Raw genomic sequence first — 16,632 nt, forward strand, 5'->3', positions numbered from 1 at the left:
CCCCACTGCAGGTTTCAGGACACCGAATACTCTTCGCGCTTGGCCAAGCCTTCCTTAAGGTAGTCCACCAGTTTTCTGACTTTGGGCGACAGGTGTCGCTGCTGCGGATACATCGCCCAAACGGCCGTGTTGGGTGGCTGATGTACATCCAGCAAGGAGATCAACGCGCCGGTCTTCAAATGCTCCAGCACGTAATAGTCCGGTAGCTGACACAGACCAACGCCTAGTAATGCAGCGTCCAATACCGCTTGCCCACTGTTACAGCGCCAGTTGCCTTGCACCCGTTGCGAATACTCTCGCCCGTCCTGTTCCAGTTGCCATATGTCTGAACTACCGATCAGGCAGTTATGCCGGCTCAATTCCGACAAGCTGTGCGGGCGGCCGTAGCGCTCCAGATAAGACGGCGACGTACACATGTACATGCGTCTTGGCGCCAGGCGGGTCGCGACCAGGCTTGAGTCGTGCAGTCGGCCTAGCCGAATCGCCAGGTCGAGGCTTTCGTGCACCAGGTCCAGGGGGCGGTTGGTCAGTTCAATGTCGACCCGCAATTGCGGGTACAAGCCCATGAAGCGGGTCACCAGCGGCACGATAAAACGTTCTCCGTAGGCGACCGCGCAGGTCATGCGCAGCATGCCTTTGGGTTCGCTGGTCAAGTCACCAACGGCACGCAATGCCTCTTCACGGCCATCTTGCAGGCGCTGACAGTGTTGTAAAAAGGTTTGTCCGGCTTCTGTCAGCGTGACCCGGCGAGTACTGCGATAGAACAGGCGGGTCTGCAAGCGCTCTTCAAGGCGGGCCACTTGACGACTGATATGTGAAGACGACACGCCCAGGCGTTCTGCCGCTGCCGTAAATTGGCTGCATTCGGCCACTGCCACAAATTCGTCTATACCTTCCCAGCGGTTCTCATTCACGGTTGATTATCCCTGTGAGGCAATAATGTTTTGCTTTTGACCGGATTATTAATCACTCAGTGCTGATTTACACTCGGCATCTTGTTTTTACTTTGCTGGAGACGATGGATGATCAAGTCACGTGCTGCCGTAGCGTTCGAGGCCAAAAAGCCACTGGAAATCGTAGAAGTGGATGTCGCCATGCCCAAGGCTGGCGAAGTGCTCTTGCGCGTTGTGGCGACGGGTGTTTGCCACACCGATGCTTACACCCTGTCGGGCGCGGACCCGGAAGGTATCTTTCCGTCGATTCTGGGCCATGAAGGCGGTGCAATCGTTGAAGCCATCGGTGAGGGCGTAACCTCAGTGGCCGTTGGTGATCACGTCATCCCGCTGTACACCCCGGAATGCCGTCAATGTAAATTCTGCCTGTCAGGCAAGACCAACCTGTGTCAGTCGATTCGTTCGACCCAAGGCAAAGGCCTGATGCCAGACGGCACCACGCGCTTCTCGTACAAGGGGCAGCCGATTTTCCATTACATGGGCACGTCGACGTTTTCCGAGTACACCGTGCTCCCGGAAATTTCCGTGGCCAAAATCCAGAAAGACGCCCCATTGGAAAAAGTCTGCCTGCTGGGTTGCGGCGTGACCACCGGCATTGGCGCAGTGCTCAACACCGCCAAGGTCAAGCCGGGCGACACCGTGGCTATCTTCGGCTTGGGCGGCATCGGTCTGTCGGCGGTGATTGGCGCGGTCAAAGCCAAGGCTTCGCGGATCATTGCCATCGACATCAACCCGGCTAAGTTCGAGATTGCCAAGCAACTGGGTGCGACCGATTGCGTCAACCCGAAAGACTTTGATCGCCCAATCCAGGAAGTGATCGTCGACATGACTGACGGCGGCGTTGACTTCTCCTTTGAGTGCATCGGCAACGTGCAACTGATGCGTGCGGCGCTGGAATGCTGCCACAAAGGTTGGGGCGAGTCGGTGATCATTGGCGTTGCCGGTGCAGGCCAGGAAATCTCGACCCGTCCATTCCAATTGGTGACGGGCCGCGTTTGGCGCGGTTCGGCGTTCGGTGGCGTGCGCGGCCGTACCGAGTTGCCAAGCTATGTCGACATGGCACAAACCGGCGAAATCCCGCTGGACACCTTCATCACCCACACCATGGGCCTGGAAGACATCAACAAGGCATTCGACCTGATGCACGAAGGCAAAAGCATTCGGACCGTAATTAAATTCTGACCAATAGCAGCAAGCCGGGGTAGCCCACTCGCTGAATCTGTAGGGGCGAGCTTGCCTCGCGATCTTTTTAACGATCAAAAGACCGCGAGACAAGCTCACTCCTAGGGTGGGCTTATCGTGCGCTTTGCCGCTAAAAGCTTGGAGCTGCTTCTATGTCCTTAACAAACATTTCCTGCCAGAAAAGCTTCGGCGGCTGGCACAAGCGTTATCAGCACCGTTCGCACGTGCTGGGCTGCGACATGGTGTTTGCGGTGTACCTGCCCCCGCAAGCGGAGCAGGGCGCCAAGTTGCCCGTGCTGTATTGGTTGTCGGGGCTGACCTGCACCGACGAGAACTTCATGCACAAGGCTGGCGCCTTGAAGATGGCCGCCGAGTTGGGCCTGATTATCGTGTGCCCGGACACCAGCCCGCGCGGCGAGGGTGTGCCGGACGATCCAGACGGTGCGTGGGATTTCGGCCTGGGGGCGGGCTTTTATGTGAATGCCACCCAGCAACCGTGGGCGCAACACTACCGAATGCATGACTACGTGGTGCATGAATTGCCTGAACTGGTTGAGGCACATTTCCCGGCATCGCAAAAACGCAGCATCAGCGGGCACTCGATGGGCGGACACGGGGCTCTGGTGTGCGCGTTGCGCAATCCGGGGCGTTATCTATCGGTGTCGGCATTTGCGCCGATCAGCAATCCAATGGATTGCCCCTGGGGTCAAAAGGCTTTCAGCAACTACTTGGGCGACGAGCGTGCGCGCTGGCGTGAATGGGACGCCTGTGTGCTGATCAGCGAGGCCACTGAGAAGCTGCCGTTGCTGGTGGATCAAGGTGATCGAGACGACTTTTTAGCGGTCCAGCTCAAGCCCGAAGCACTGCAACAGGCCGCCAGATTGGCCGATCATCCGCTGACGTTGCGCCTGCAGCCGGGTTACGACCACAGCTATTTCTTTATCGCCAGCTTTATTGACGACCACTTGCGTCATCACGCGCGTGCACTAAGCGCCTAATGTCGACCAAAGTAGGTAGAATCACGCCCTGACTTAATCGGGGCGTTTTTTTATGCGTATTGGCCACGGCTATGATGTGCACTGTTTTGCTGAAGGCGACTTTATAACCCTGGGCGGCGTGCGAATTGCTCATAAATTCGGGCTGCTGGCCCACTCTGATGGCGACGTGCTGCTGCACGCGCTCAGCGATGCATTGCTGGGGGCGGCGGCGCTAGGTGACATCGGCAAGCACTTTCCGGATACCGACCCGCAGTTCAAGGGAGCGGACAGCCGCGTCCTGTTGCGCCATGTGGTGGGGTTGATCCATGCCAAAGGCTGGAAAGTCGGTAATGTCGACAACACCATCATTGCTCAGGCGCCGAAAATGGCACCGCACATTGAAACCATGCGTGCGCAGATTGCCGCGGATCTTGAGGTTGACTTGGACCAGGTAAACGTAAAAGCCACCACCACCGAAAAACTCGGTTTTGTGGGCCGTGAAGAAGGTATCGCCGTGCACTCCATCGCTTTGTTGGTTCGCGCATGAACGAGTTTGATCTGCTGGGGCCGACAGCTTACGGCGCGCCGTTGGGCACGGCGGTGCTCAAAGCCACGGCTGAGGACTTTCAGGTCGATGAAGTGCTGGATATCCCGTTGTCTGGCGACGGCGAGCACCTGTGGTTGTGGGTTGAGAAGCGCGGTCTGAATACCGAGGAAGCCGCGCGGCGGATTGCCAAGGCCGCAGGCGTGCCTTTGCGTACCGTCAGTTACGCCGGTTTGAAGGATCGTCAGGCGCTGACCCGCCAGTGGTTCAGCGTGCAATTGCCAGGCAAGGCCGACCCTGATCTGTCGGGCGCCGAAAATGACACGCTGAAAATCCTCAAGACCTCTCGACACAAACGCAAATTGCAGCGCGGCGCCCACGCGGCGAACGGCTTCACGTTGCGCCTGACGCAACTGGACGCCGACAAGGATGCCTTGCAGCAACGTTTGGAATTGATCGCCCGGCAGGGTGTACCGAACTATTTCGGTACCCAGCGTTTTGGCTGGGAAGGCGGCAATGTGGGCGAGGCGCGCGATTATGCAGCGCGCAAGGCCTTGCCGGAGCAGCGCAACGTCCGTTCACGGCTGCTGTCTACCGCGCGCAGTTACCTGTTCAACCAGGTGTTGGCTGCCCGGGTGGCCGATGGCAGCTGGCAGCGTGCCCAAGTGGGAGATCTGTTGGCGTTTACCGACAGCCGGAGTTTTTTTCCGGCAGGCGAAGCCGAGTGCAATGATCCACGATTGGCTATTCTTGATCTGCATCCGACCGGCCCGCAGTGGGGCGAGGGTGAGTCACCGACCGCGGGTGCAACCCAAGTGCTGGAGCAAACCATTGCCGAGCGTGAAGCTGATTTACGCGACTGGCTGGTTCGGGCAGGAATGAGCCACGAGCGACGTATTCTGCGGCTGCCCATTGGTCGATTGACGTGGCATTATCCGCAACCAGATATTTTGCAACTGGAATTTGTACTGCCGGCCGGATGCTTCGCCACTGTCCTGGTGCGTGAACTTGTTGATCTGGTGTCTTTGGGGCAAACGGACAGCCTATGCGTATTCTGATTTCTAATGATGATGGGGTCAGCGCCCCGGGGATAGCCGCGCTCCATGAGGCCTTGGCTGATTATTGCGAGTGTGTGGTGATTGCCCCCGATCAAGACAAAAGTGGCGCGAGCAGCTCGCTGACGCTGGACCGCCCGTTGCATCCGCACACCTTGAGCAATGGCTTTATCAGCATCAATGGCACGCCAACCGACTGTGTCCACCTTGGCCTCAATGGTCTGTTGGAGCAACAGCCGGACATGGTGGTGTCAGGGATCAACCTGGGTGCCAACCTGGGCGATGACGTGCTGTATTCAGGCACCGTGGCTGCGGCACTTGAAGGGCGCTTCCTGGAGCGTCCTTCGTTTGCGTTTTCGCTGGTCTCGCGCCAGGTCGATAATTTGCCGACGGCTGCTTATTTTGCACGCAAGCTGGTGGACGCTCATGGCCAACTGGACCTGCCACCGCGTACGGTGCTCAACGTCAATATCCCCAATCTGCCGCTGGATAAAATCCGCGGTATCCAGTTGACCCGCTTGGGCCATCGCGCGCGCGCGGCTGCGCCAGTGCGCATGGTCGATCCGCGGGGTAAGGCTGGTTACTGGATTGCCGCGGCAGGCAATGCTGAAGACGGCGGCCCCGGCACCGACTTTCATGCCGTGATGCAGGGCTATGTGTCGATAACGCCGCTGCAACTGGACCGCACTTTTGGTGACGCCTTCAAAAGCCTCGATGGCTGGCTGGAGGGCTTGGGCTGATGGCGCGTGAGCAGGATGGCCTGATGATGCATCGCGGCATTGGCATGACCTCGGAGCGTACACGTGAGCGGCTGATCCAGCGCCTGCGTGAAGAGGGCATCGTTAACCAGAATGTGCTTGAAGTCATTCGGCGCATCCCCCGTCATCTGTTTGTCGATGAAGCCCTGGCCCACCGTGCCTATGAAGACACGGCGCTGCCCATCGGCAACAACCAGACCATCTCCCAGCCTTATATGGTGGCGCGCATGAGCGAGCTGCTGCTGGAGGACGGCCCGCTGGACAAGGTCATGGAGATTGGTACCGGTTCGGGTTACCAGACCGCAGTGCTATCGCAGTTGGTGGAGCGCATCTTTTCGGTCGAGCGTATCAAGGTGTTGCAGGATCGCGCCAAAGAACGCTTGCTCGAGCTTAACTTGCGCAACGTGGTGTTTCGCTGGGGTGATGGCTGGGAAGGGTGGCCGGCGCTGGCTCCGTACAATGGCATTATCGTCACAGCCGTGGCCACAGATGTACCGCAAGCCTTGCTCGATCAATTGGCACCGGGCGGCCGCCTGGTGATCCCGGTCGGTGCTGGTGATGTCCAGCAACTGATGCTGATCGTACGCGAGGAGCATGGTTTTGCCCGGCGTGTCATTGGCAATGTGCGCTTTGTACCGCTGCTTAATGGGCCGCTGGCCTGATTCTTTAGCGCCGCCCGGCTGAATTATAAAGCCGGGTACAGGTCATACAGCGCAGTGGGCAGGCCGTGTCCTGCCACTGTTTAAGCTTTAAACAATATGTGTACCCAGTGGCTTTGCCGTCTGCAAAGCTTTACAGCCAGTTATACTTGCGCCCAATGGGGGCCACGACTGGCGTTCTAATTTTTAGCCATCTTCAAAGGGAGCGGCGGGTGAGTCTCACAGTCATTACGCAGCGTATGGGGACCATAAGCTATCAAAGAGTAGTGGCGGGTCTGGTGTTAAGTGCCTCCCTGGCGATGTTGGCGGCGTGTTCCAGCGCATCCAAGAGTGGTGCAAGTGTCGTTGACCGTAATGGGGTTGCCCAGCGGCCGGCAGTGACCACTGGTCAGTACGTGGTCAAGCGTGGCGACACCCTGTTCTCGATTGCCTTTCGCTATGGATGGGACTGGAAGGCGCTGGCGGCAAAAAACAACATTGCTGCGCCGTACACGATCGTGCCGGGCCAAGCGATCCGGTTTGATGGACGTGCCGGGACAGTGCCTTCGGGAGGCACAACAACGACTGTGGTTTCGTCTTCATCGGGCAGTAAAACCACCGTGACCAAACGTCCTGTAGCCACCACGGCCACACCGGTGACGACTGCGCCATTACCGGCAGGCCCAGCACCCAAAGGCTGGGGATGGCCTGCAGACGGTATTTTGATCGGCAAATTTTCTTCAAACGGTAGTTTGAATAAAGGTATTGATATTGCCGGAGATTTGGGACAGCCTGTTTTAGCTGCGTCTGATGGGGCTGTTGTTTACGCCGGAAGTGGATTGAGGGGCTACGGCGAATTGGTCATCATCAAACACAGCGATACCTATGTCAGTGCCTACGGTCATAACCGCAGGCTTTTGGTTCGGGAGGGGCAGCAGGTCAAGGTCGGGCAGAAAATTGCCGAAATGGGGTCAACTGGTACAGACCGGGTGAAACTTCACTTTGAAATTCGCCGCCAAGGTAAGCCTGTAGATCCACTGCAATTCCTTCCACGCCGTTGATCGGTTACCAGCCTGTTCCTGATGTAGATGAAAGGAACAGGCTCCAGCGTTGCCAAGGATAAAGGCGATGCTTGAGCTTGAGGTCGAACTCACCAAAGGACTAGAACAATGGCTCTCAGTAAAGAAGCGCCGGGGTTTGACATCGACGATGAGGTGCTCCTTATGGACGCTAGCATCGATAGTGACTTGATGTCAGAAGAAAACGATTTACCCCCTACAGCTCGCACCAAGTCGAAAAAAGGTACTGCTTCAAAACAGCACAAGTACATTGATTACACCCGGGCGCTTGATGCGACCCAGTTGTACCTCAATGAAATTGGCTTCTCCCCGTTGCTCTCACCCGCAGAAGAAGTCCATTTTGCGCGCTTGTCGCAAAGTGGTGATCCGGCCGGCCGCAAACGCATGATTGAAAGCAACTTGCGACTGGTGGTGAAAATCGCCCGCCGCTATGTCAATCGTGGGCTATCGCTGCTGGACCTGATTGAAGAGGGCAACCTGGGACTGATTCGGGCAGTCGAGAAGTTTGACCCGGAACGCGGGTTCCGCTTCTCGACCTATGCCACCTGGTGGATCCGCCAGACGATTGAACGGGCAATCATGAACCAAACCCGTACCATCCGCTTACCGATCCACGTTGTAAAAGAACTCAATGTCTACCTGCGAGCCGCGCGCGAACTGACGCAAAAGCTCGATCACGAACCCTCCCCCGAAGAAATCGCCAATCTGCTCGAAAAACCCGTCTCGGAGGTCAAGCGCATGCTTGGGCTCAATGAGCGTGTGTCTTCGGTAGACGTGTCCTTGGGCCCGGACTCCGACAAAACGTTGCTGGATACCCTGACTGATGATCGCCCTACAGATCCTTGTGAACTGCTGCAGGACGATGATTTGTCGCAGAGCATCGATGAGTGGTTGTCGGAGCTGACTGACAAACAGCGTGAGGTGGTGATTCGCCGCTTTGGGCTGCGTGGGCATGAGAGCAGCACCCTTGAAGATGTCGGCCTGGAAATTGGCCTGACCCGTGAGCGTGTACGTCAGATCCAGGTTGAAGGTCTCAAGCGCTTGCGTGAGATTCTTGAACGCAACGGTTTGTCGAGCGAATCACTGTTTCAGTAAACATCGTTTGCTGACCAAAACCCCGAGCCATCGGGGTTTTTTTATGGAAGTTATTTTTTATCCCAAGTCAATTTAGGTTCGCTCTTTAAAAGATGTGGGTGGTAAATGGTATGCCCTGTACGAAATTGAGCTTTATCTGCGATTAGATGTAAGCCTTTACTTACGTTTTCTGTAAGCCAATAGCGAAATGCCCCGGTTTAAATGGCTTTTTCTTACTCTTGAAGTTTTTTAACTGGCTGATATTTAAGAGATTTATGTTTTTTTGGGGCTGTTTTCTGTAATAAATATCTATAACTGCTGCGGTTGCAGCAATTTTAGAAGCCTCTAGTATCTTAACTGTGTCGACGGATAGACACGGCGTTCAAGGAAGAGCGTTAAGGACATTGCAGGATGCAATTCATCAGGATGATGAGAAGGAACAAAAGGGATTAGGGAAAAAATGTGGGCGGGTCAAACCGCCCCTTTTTTTACCTGGCAAAAAGTGTTCAGGCAGACCCCTTAAAGGTCCTGACCTTAACCTGCATTCAAAACAAAACGCCCAAGGCTTTAATGGCCTTGGGCGTTTTGTTTTGTGGGGTTAAGCACCGGCCGCAAGCAAGCCGGTGTTCAAGCGCCGGTTTACAGCGTCGGGTAGTCAATGAAGCCGACTGGCCCTTGGGAGTAGAAGGTTTCCGGGTGCGCTTCGTTGAGCGGCGCATCGGCCTTCAAGCGTGCTGGCAGGTCAGGGTTGGCGATAAAAGGTACGCCAAACGCGACAGCATCCGCTTTGCCAGCTTCGATCCAGGCATTGGCACTTTCTTTGGTGAAGCGCTCGTTGACGATGTAAGGGCCGCCAAACGCTGCCTTGAGCTGCGGGCCCAGGCTATCTGCTGCTTCGTGCTCACGGGCGCAGATGAACGCGATACCGCGCTTACCCAGCTCTTTGGCCACGTAGCCGAAGGTTTCTGCGCGGTTGTCATCGCCCATGCTATGCAAATCTGCGCGTGGCGACAGGTGCATGCCAACTCGGCCAGCCCCCCAGACTTCGACGACAGCATCGGTCACTTCAAGCATCAGGCGAGCACGGTTCTCCAGCGAGCCACCGTATTGGTCGGTACGCTGGTTGGTGCTGCTTTGCAGGAACTGATCGAGCAGGTAGCCGTTGGCGCCGTGAATCTCAACGCCGTCAAAGCCCGCAGCTTTGGCGTTCTCGGCACCAGTGCGGTAGGCCTCGATAATGTCTGCGATCTCGGCTGTTTCCAGGGCGCGTGGCACTTCGAAGGCGGCCTTTGGACGTACCAGGCTGACATGGCCTTCGGCTGCGATGGCGCTAGGGGCAACCGGCTTTTCACCGTTCAGGTACTGCGAGTGGGAAATGCGCCCCACGTGCCACAGTTGCAGGAAGATCCGCCCACCAGCGGCATGGACTGCCTGGGTGACGTTTTTCCAGCCACGGACCTGATCGTTGGACCAGATGCCGGGGGTGTCCGGGTAGCCAACGCCCATCGGTGTTACCGACGTGGCTTCGCTCAGGATCAACCCTGCCGAGGCACGTTGAACGTAGTATTCAGCGATCAGTGCTCCTGGAACGCGGCCTTCTTCGGCACGGCAGCGGGTGAGCGGTGCCATGATGATGCGGTTAGGCAGCTCGATATCGCCCAGTTTGATCGGATCAAAAATCGTGGTCATCTTTGTAGCCCTCTCAGGGATCAATGTGTGGCAGTTACCAGATCGGCATTACCGCTCTGGCGAAAAGTAATCAGGGTGACCAGCAGGGCCAGCACCGCTAGCGCAGCAGCGGCCAGAGGCACGCTGGTGAGGCCGAAGCCGTGGGCAATCACACTGCCGCCGACCCAGGCACCCAGAGCGTTACCGACGTTGAACGCGCCAATGTTCAGGGTGGACACCAGGTTCGGTGCCGCTTTGCCGAAGGTCACGACGTTGACTTGCAAGGCCGGCACTGCGGCAAACGAAGCCGTGGCCCACAAGAACAGCGTGATCTCGGTTGGAATCAGCGCCACGCTGGTCCAGGTCAGCACGGTCGATACCACAGCCATCGCGATAAAGACGCCGATCAGCGTCGCACCCAAACGCTTGTCCGCCAGCTTGCCGCCGATAATGTTGCCGACAGTCAAGCCCAGGCCGATCAGCAGCAAGGTCCAGGTCACGCCAGTAGGGGAAACGCCGGTCACGTCACCCAGCAACGGGGCGACATAGGTAAAGAGGGTGAACATCGACGCTGAAAACAGTGCTGTCATGCTCAGCGACAACCAGATTCCGGCGCCTTTGAGCGCGGCCAGCTCAGCGCGCATGTCGAGTTTTTCTTCATCCCGCTTGGCGGGCAGGAAGCGGATCAGGCCGATCAACGCCACCACACCAATGACCGTCACGGCAAAGAAGGTCGAGCGCCAGCCTGTTGCCTGGCCCAAGGCCGTGCCCAGCGGTACGCCCAGGACGTTGGCCAGGGTCAGCCCGGTGAACATCAGCGCGACCGCCGAAGCCCGCTTGTTGGCCGGCACCAGGCCTGCAGCCACTACGGAGCCGATACCGAAGAAGGCGCCGTGGCACAGGGCGGTAATGACCCGTGCCAGCATCAGCACGTTGTAGTCACTGGCCACTGCGCAGAGCAGGTTGCCAATAATGAATATGCCCATCAGCGCCACCAGGGCGGCCTTGCGGGGCAGCTTGGCGGTGGCCAGCGCCATGAACGGCGCACCAATGGCCACACCCAACGCGTAACCGGTCACTAGCCAGCCAGCGCCCGGGATAGAGACGCCCAGATCGGCCGCGACATCGGGCAGCAAGCCCATGATCACAAACTCGGTGGTCCCGATGGCGAAGGCGCTAAGCGCCAGGATAAGTAGCGAGAGAGGCATGTAATTCCTTGTTAAAGCTCTTGGCTCAGTGTTGCGAGGAAGGCCTGGACGGTCTCCTCATTGCGTTTGAAGAAGTGCCACTGGCCGACTTTTTGGCTGCTGATCAAGCCAGCGCGCTGCAAAGTGGCGAGGTGGGCGGAGACGGTGGATTGCGACAACCCGAAGCGTTGGTCGAACTGGCCTGCACACACACCATGCTCAGTGCTGTGGTGCTGGTCAGGGAACTCGACCTGCGGGTCTTTCAACAGGCGAATGATTTCTCGGCGTACTGGGTGTGCCAGCGCTTTTATTATTTCGTCGAGGTCGATCGGCATAGTGGGGTGCTCAATAAGATGTAGCGTTATATCGCGATGAGGCGAACTTTAAATCGTAATATCGCGATATACAAATATGTATTTGATCTGAGATCAGCTCAAATCGGTATATCGGGTTATAACGATATTTGTAGGTCGTGCGGAATAGCGGAGTGCTAAACTGCGCGACATGAATTATCTCGCACATTTGCACCTTGGCGGCCAGCGGCCTGAAGAATTGCTGGGCAGTCTGTATGGTGACTTCGTAAAAGGGCGCCTGCAGGGCCAGTACAGCCCGACGATAGAGTCTGCAATCCAGTTACACCGCAGCATTGACGTATTTACGGATAGCCACCCGTTGGTTGATCAATCGCTGTCGCGCTTCACCCGCACACGGCGGCGTTATGCGGGCATCGTGCTGGACGTCTTCTTCGACCATTGCCTGGCGCGAGATTGGTCGCAATACGCTGACGGCCCGCTGGAGCGTTTCACCTCAACGTTCTATGCGCTGCTGGTGACACAGCGCCACCTGCCCAAGCGTCTGGCCAGCATTGCGCCGCACATGGCGGCCCACGACTGGTTGGGTTCATATCAAGACTTTGGGGTGCTGGAGCAAGTTTTTCAGGGCATTGCCCGACGCCTTTCACAGCCAGAAGAATTGGCTGGCGCGATGCACGATCTGCGCGCGCTCTACGGGCCACTGAGCGAGGACTTCAGTGCCTTCTACCCGCAACTGCAGGCGTTTGCTGCCCGTGAAAAACTCAGCCTGGCGGCTGCCCTGCAGACACCGCCAAACCTGTAGAAGGGAGCTTGCCTCGCGATCCTTTCAAAAAGCCCTGCCGCTTTGCTCCTCAGGCCTACATCACGATTAAACCGCCGCCACCGGCTCGCACTCAGGTTGCGGATGGGCTTCAGGGGCTCCGCAGATCACCTGGCGAATCGCTTCCTGCGCTCTGAACGCCAGCATCGCGCGTTCTTGCTGCTGACACGCAATCGGCTCCAGCAAATGAATTTCAACCTGTCCCTGATCGTGAGCCAGCAAGCGCAGCAAATGCGAGAGCAAATCGTCATCGCCAATAAACGGTGCGATTGGATCGCTTTTGCCATTGCGGACATAACGAATGGCCACCGGTTGCAACGGCACGTCAGTGTCTATGGCCGCTGACAACAAGCGGCCATGGAAGGTGCGTACTGAGCGCCCGTCGGTGGTCGTGCCTTCCGGAAACATCAATAACGGGTGCTGTTGCTGCAGATGACGGCCCATCTGCTCACGGATGCTTTGGCTGTCCCCCGCGCCCCGGCGGATAAACAGGCTTCCGGCCTTGTCCGCCAGCCAGCCCGCCACGGGCCAGTGGCGCACTTCGGCCTTGGACAGAAATGAAAGCGGCGTCAGTTGCCCGAGCAGAGCAATGTCGGTCCAGGACACATGGTTACTCACCCACAGCATTGGCGTGGCAGGTCGATCACCGAAAACCGTGACTTGAAACGGCAGGGCATTGCTCAGCCGCTTCATGAAGAACTGCGTCCAGCGCTGTCGCCGGTCCATGGCGCTGTTGAGGTGTAAGCGTTCAAGCAGGGCGAAAATACTGGCCATGCCCAGCCCCAGGCTGACCACCGCCAGCACACGCACTACTCGCGCACACAGGCGCAGGCGACGCATTACATGGCAGCCTTGAAGTGGCGGGCATAGCGCGGGCACAGCTCATCGCGCTTGAGCAGGATAAACACGTCCGCTACCTGGAAGTCTTCGTCCCAGCAGGGTTCGCCGCAAATCTTCGCACCCAGGCGCATGTAGGCTTTGAGCAATGGGGGCATTTCGGCGATGACGTTCGCTGGAACGTCCAGCGCTGGCAGCGGTTTTTTAGGCTCGGCGCGCAAGTATTCCGTGCACAGGTAACGCTCGCGCAAACGCTGCATGATGGCCTGGGCCTGAATACCGCCGTCTTGCATCGGGATACTCGCGCAGCCCATCAAGTAGTGATAATCGCCCTGGTTGAGCACTTCAGCCAGCTCGCCCCACAGCACGGCGATGGTGCCGCCATTGCGATAGGCCGGGTCGACACAGGTGCGGCCGATTTCAAGTATAGGGCCTTGCAGGTGCGCCAAGCCGTGAAGGCTGAATTCTTCTTCGCTGTAAAAATGCCCGATGTTTAGCGCTGCGCTGTGGTTCAGCAAGCGAGTGGTCGCCACCAGCAAACCGGTGTTGAGGTCGCGAACCCCGATGTGTTCGCAATGTGCGTCGTAGTCGTCAATGTCCAATTCCCGGTCTGCGCTTTTCAGCTTGGCGTTCAATTCGCCGCTGAAAACACGGAAGCGCAGGGCTTGAGCCTCACGCAAGGCCTCTGGGCCAAGCAAGCGTTCAGCCTGCAGTCGGCGTTCTTGAGCGGTGTCGCGGATACGGGCGATCTGGGACATTGCGAATCTCCGTGCAGGCATCGAGCCTGCCTTGTCGACTGAGGTGTGCAACGTCAGGCTAAGGAGCGGCAATGTCATGACCATGACAATTGAGTGATGCTTGTATGACAGCCCCCGGCATGGAACTGGCGATGCACAGGCGTGCTCTAACCCGCAGTAAAAAAATATGCCCAGATGGCGCACAAGCACGCACACTAGCGCCTGTTTACTTGTCGATGAGTTTTTATGTCTAAGACGTTTTTATCCGCCGCTTGCGCGCTGCTGCTCACCTTGGGCGTGAGCCTGTCTGCGCAGGCCAGTTGGTACCTGGACGGTGAGTCATCACGGCTTTCATTTATCACTACGCAAAATGCCAATGTTGCCAACAAACACCGTTTTCTGGTCTTGCACGGCAAAGTGGACCGCAAGGGGCACGCGCAATTGCGCATCGAAATGGACTCGGTCAACAGCGCAGTGCCATTGCGTGATGAACGCATGCGCGACCAACTGTTCGATTTCAAGCATTTCCCCGAGGCGCAAATTACCGCGCAAATCAATCTGCAACCCATCAACGAACTGGCACCGGGTGCGCAAGTAGAGTTGCGCCTGCCGGTCACGGTCACTCTGCGGGACAAGCAGCACACCTATGAGGCGGAGTTGCTGGCAACCCGGCTGGATGAACATCGCTTTCAGGTCGTGACCCTCGAACCACTGATGCTGCAAGCCGAGGATTTTGGTTTACAGCCAGAGCTCGAGACCTTGCGTAAAGGTGCCGGATTGTCGGCTATCAGTTTTTCAGTACCGGTAAATGCGGTGCTGATTTTCACGGCCCGCTAAGATGGCCGGCGCCGTGTTCCCCTGGCACAGCGCCAACCAATTCAAGTTATTGATTGATGGCCCGGCATTTTTTCCGCTGATGCTGACGGCCATCGAGCAGGCTCGGGATCATATTGATCTGGAGTTCTACTTGGTGAAGGCCGGGCAGTGTGCTGAAACCCTCGTCCAGGCGCTGGAACAAGCGGCCCGGCGCGAGGTGCGTGTGCGCTGTCTGTTCGACGCTTATGGCAGCCTGGCGTTTACCGTGGCGTTACGGCATCGGCTGACCTCAGCCGGGGTTGAGCTGCGGTTTTACAATCCGCTGAGTTGGCGTCGGGGGTTGAACAATCTGTACCGTGATCACCGCAAGCTGCTGTTGGTGGATCAGCAATGTGCCATGGTCGGCGGCACGGGCGTGACTGATGAATTCTGGCAGCCCGCTGAAAATACCTATGACTGGCATGAAGTCATGGTGCAGATCCAGGGCCCGTTGGTTCAAGACTGGCAGATGCTGTTTGAGCGTCAATGGCGCGCCAACATCAGCCGCAAAGCCTGGAAACCCGCCACCCACTTTGGCCTCCCACAGTTGCCCATGGCGCCTGCTAAGGGTATCGGCATGGGGCGGGTGGCCTATGCCGATGCCCATCAGCATCGCGACATTCTGCAATCGCTGGTACGAGCCATTAACAGCGCCCAACACAGCATCTGGCTGGCTACGCCGTATTTTCTGCCAACCTGGAGTGTCCGGCGTTCATTGCGTCGTGCGGCCGGTCGCGGAGTGGATGTGCGCTTGTTACTCACCGGCCCACGCACCGATCACCCGTCCGTGCGCTATGCCGGGCATCGTTACTACCCTCGGTTGCTCAAGTCCGGGGTGCAGATTTTTGAATACCAGCCGTGTTTCATGCACCTCAAAATGGTGTTGGTCGACGAATGGGTCAGCATAGGTTCCTGCAACTTCGACCACTGGAACCTGCGCTTCAACCTCGAAGCCAACCTTGAGGCCCTCGACCCGACATTGACCCAGGCGGTAGCGGCCAGTTTTATGACGGACTTTGCGCAAAGCCTGCCGATCAGTCTGCAGGCTTGGCAGTCACGGCCATTGTGGGGCCGAGTTAAACAGCGGATATGGGGCTGGGTGGACAGGGTGGTGGTCAACATGCTGGGGCGTCGCCCCTAGGGGCTTCCAGACAAATTCGCGATGCCTTTAAATAAAGCATGGCATTTTGCTTCACAAGCGGTTACATAACTGAACGGAACGTGCAAAATCGAACGGCTTCACGGGCGGCTGGAGAGCGTGAAGTCTGAATCTTTTGGAGCGTTTTGCATGACATCTTCATTGTGGTTGGCAGTACTGGCTTCGGGCTTTATCTATGGCATTACGCCGGGCCCGGGTGTGCTGGCTGTTTTCGGGATTGGCGCGGCCCGTGGTCGCCGCGCGGGTGCCGGTTTTTTGTGCGGGCATTTGCTGGGTGATGTGATTTGGTGCAGTACGGCATTGATTGCCATTGTGGGTGCACGCGAATTTGGCAGCACCGCTTTCAACGTACTGGGGCTGATCAGCGGTCTTTATCTGTTCTGGCTGGGCCTGCGCGCCGTGCGTGTCAAACGCAGCAGCGTGGCTGAGCAAGGCCCGGCCCGCAAGCCGTTTGCCCATGGCATTTTCTTCGGCCTGACCAACCCCAAAGCCTATCCGGTCGCCGTGGCCACCTTCACCGCATTGCTCTCCGGACGTGCAGAACTGCTGACCTGGAATATGCTGCCCTGGTTGATCGCCTTGAGTTTTTTGGGGGGCGCGCTGGCGTATGTGATCTTGATTGGCATAGTGGGTGCAAGCCATGTCCGTGCGCTGTATCAACGTCACCAGTTGCTGATCACCCGTCTGTGTGGCGTGATGTTTATTGGTTTTGCCATCAGCGCTCTGGCGCATGCCTTACCGGGGCTGTTGGGTCATAACAGATAAAATTGGCTGCAAAGGATGTAGTCAGGGAGC

The 16,632-nt window shown here is 57.4% G+C and carries 18 protein-coding genes; 12 read left to right on the forward strand and 6 right to left on the reverse strand.

All coding sequences use genetic code 11. The features are described 5' to 3' along the window. Positions 1-14 precede the first annotated feature (14 nt). Positions 15-914, reverse strand: a complete 900-nt coding sequence (locus tag NTD86_RS23320; protein WP_262205744.1) for a LysR family transcriptional regulator — start codon at positions 912-914, stop codon at positions 15-17. A gap of 108 nt (positions 915-1,022) precedes the next feature. Between NTD86_RS23320 and NTD86_RS23325 the strand changes: the two genes are divergently transcribed. The 8 genes from NTD86_RS23325 to rpoS all read left to right on the forward strand — a co-directional run bounded on the left by NTD86_RS23325 (position 1,023) and on the right by rpoS (position 8,281). After that, entirely contained in the window at positions 1,023-2,135 is a 1,113-nt protein-coding gene (locus NTD86_RS23325; protein ID WP_262205745.1) for an S-(hydroxymethyl)glutathione dehydrogenase/class III alcohol dehydrogenase, read from the forward strand. Between the two features lie 152 nt (positions 2,136-2,287). Beyond that, positions 2,288-3,133, forward strand: a complete 846-nt coding sequence (fghA, locus tag NTD86_RS23330; RefSeq protein ID WP_262205746.1) for an S-formylglutathione hydrolase — start codon at positions 2,288-2,290, stop codon at positions 3,131-3,133. A 52-nt stretch (positions 3,134-3,185) separates the two neighbouring features. After that, on the forward strand, positions 3,186-3,659 hold the full coding sequence (gene ispF, locus NTD86_RS23335; protein WP_262205747.1) for a 2-C-methyl-D-erythritol 2,4-cyclodiphosphate synthase: 474 nt from the start codon (positions 3,186-3,188) through the stop codon (positions 3,657-3,659). Then, entirely contained in the window at positions 3,656-4,714 is a 1,059-nt protein-coding gene (truD, locus tag NTD86_RS23340; RefSeq protein ID WP_262205748.1) for a tRNA pseudouridine(13) synthase TruD, read from the forward strand. The genes ispF and truD overlap by 4 nt, the downstream gene beginning before the upstream one ends. Then, a complete protein-coding gene (gene surE, locus NTD86_RS23345) occupies positions 4,702-5,451 on the forward strand; it encodes a 5'/3'-nucleotidase SurE (protein WP_262205749.1) in 750 nt (249 codons plus the stop codon). Before truD ends, surE begins: the two co-directional genes overlap by 13 nt. A gap of 44 nt (positions 5,452-5,495) precedes the next feature. Further along, positions 5,496-6,131, forward strand: a complete 636-nt coding sequence (locus NTD86_RS23350) for a protein-L-isoaspartate(D-aspartate) O-methyltransferase (RefSeq protein ID WP_262205911.1) — start codon at positions 5,496-5,498, stop codon at positions 6,129-6,131. 209 nt (positions 6,132-6,340) lie between these two features. After that, complete coding sequence (locus NTD86_RS23355; protein WP_262205750.1) at positions 6,341-7,168, forward strand: peptidoglycan DD-metalloendopeptidase family protein; 828 nt, start codon at positions 6,341-6,343, stop codon at positions 7,166-7,168. 108 nt (positions 7,169-7,276) lie between these two features. Next, the gene (gene rpoS / locus NTD86_RS23360; protein ID WP_262205751.1) at positions 7,277-8,281 is read left to right on the forward strand and encodes an RNA polymerase sigma factor RpoS; all 1,005 of its coding nucleotides are present in this window, start codon (positions 7,277-7,279) and stop codon (positions 8,279-8,281) included. Between the two features lie 618 nt (positions 8,282-8,899). Here the strand turns inward: rpoS and NTD86_RS23365 are convergent. From NTD86_RS23365 to NTD86_RS23375, 3 genes are read right to left on the reverse strand one after another with little or no spacing between them, the layout of a single operon-like run. Continuing rightward, positions 8,900-9,949: an alkene reductase gene (locus NTD86_RS23365; protein ID WP_262205752.1), complete on the reverse strand. Its 1,050-nt coding sequence runs from the start codon at positions 9,947-9,949 to the stop codon at positions 8,900-8,902. 20 nt (positions 9,950-9,969) lie between these two features. Then, positions 9,970-11,136 (reverse strand): MFS transporter, encoded by a 1,167-nt coding sequence (locus tag NTD86_RS23370; RefSeq protein ID WP_262205753.1) that lies wholly within the window; start codon positions 11,134-11,136, stop codon positions 9,970-9,972. A gap of 11 nt (positions 11,137-11,147) precedes the next feature. Beyond that, positions 11,148-11,450 carry an ArsR/SmtB family transcription factor gene (locus NTD86_RS23375; RefSeq protein ID WP_262205754.1) on the reverse strand — a complete coding sequence of 101 codons (303 nt, stop codon included), beginning with the start codon at positions 11,448-11,450 and terminating at the stop codon, positions 11,148-11,150. A 169-nt stretch (positions 11,451-11,619) separates the two neighbouring features. On the opposite strand from NTD86_RS23375, the gene NTD86_RS23380 reads away from it, so the two are divergent. Beyond that, positions 11,620-12,231 carry an ACP phosphodiesterase gene (locus tag NTD86_RS23380; RefSeq protein ID WP_262205755.1) on the forward strand — a complete coding sequence of 204 codons (612 nt, stop codon included), beginning with the start codon at positions 11,620-11,622 and terminating at the stop codon, positions 12,229-12,231. A gap of 66 nt (positions 12,232-12,297) precedes the next feature. On the opposite strand, the gene NTD86_RS23385 is transcribed toward NTD86_RS23380, so the two are convergent. Together NTD86_RS23385 and olsB are read right to left on the reverse strand one after the other, a co-directional pair. Then, a complete protein-coding gene (locus NTD86_RS23385; RefSeq protein ID WP_262205756.1) occupies positions 12,298-13,089 on the reverse strand; it encodes a lysophospholipid acyltransferase family protein in 792 nt (263 codons plus the stop codon). Further along, positions 13,089-13,844 carry an L-ornithine N(alpha)-acyltransferase gene (gene olsB, locus NTD86_RS23390; RefSeq protein WP_262205757.1) on the reverse strand — a complete coding sequence of 252 codons (756 nt, stop codon included), beginning with the start codon at positions 13,842-13,844 and terminating at the stop codon, positions 13,089-13,091. Before olsB ends, NTD86_RS23385 begins: the two co-directional genes overlap by 1 nt. A gap of 225 nt (positions 13,845-14,069) precedes the next feature. On the opposite strand from olsB, the gene NTD86_RS23395 reads away from it, so the two are divergent. The 3 genes from NTD86_RS23395 to NTD86_RS23405 all read left to right on the forward strand — a co-directional run bounded on the left by NTD86_RS23395 (position 14,070) and on the right by NTD86_RS23405 (position 16,602). Next, complete coding sequence (locus tag NTD86_RS23395) at positions 14,070-14,660, forward strand: YceI family protein (protein WP_262205758.1); 591 nt, start codon at positions 14,070-14,072, stop codon at positions 14,658-14,660. A gap of 1 nt (position 14,661) precedes the next feature. Continuing rightward, a complete protein-coding gene (locus tag NTD86_RS23400) occupies positions 14,662-15,819 on the forward strand; it encodes a phospholipase D-like domain-containing protein (protein WP_262205759.1) in 1,158 nt (385 codons plus the stop codon). 147 nt (positions 15,820-15,966) lie between these two features. After that, positions 15,967-16,602 carry a LysE family translocator gene (locus NTD86_RS23405; protein ID WP_262205760.1) on the forward strand — a complete coding sequence of 212 codons (636 nt, stop codon included), beginning with the start codon at positions 15,967-15,969 and terminating at the stop codon, positions 16,600-16,602. Positions 16,603-16,632: the final 30 nt, after the last annotated feature.

The sequence above is a fragment of the Pseudomonas sp. 7P_10.2_Bac1 genome, from assembly GCF_025465935.1.
In the GTDB taxonomy this organism is placed as follows: Bacteria; Pseudomonadota; Gammaproteobacteria; order Pseudomonadales; family Pseudomonadaceae; genus Aquipseudomonas.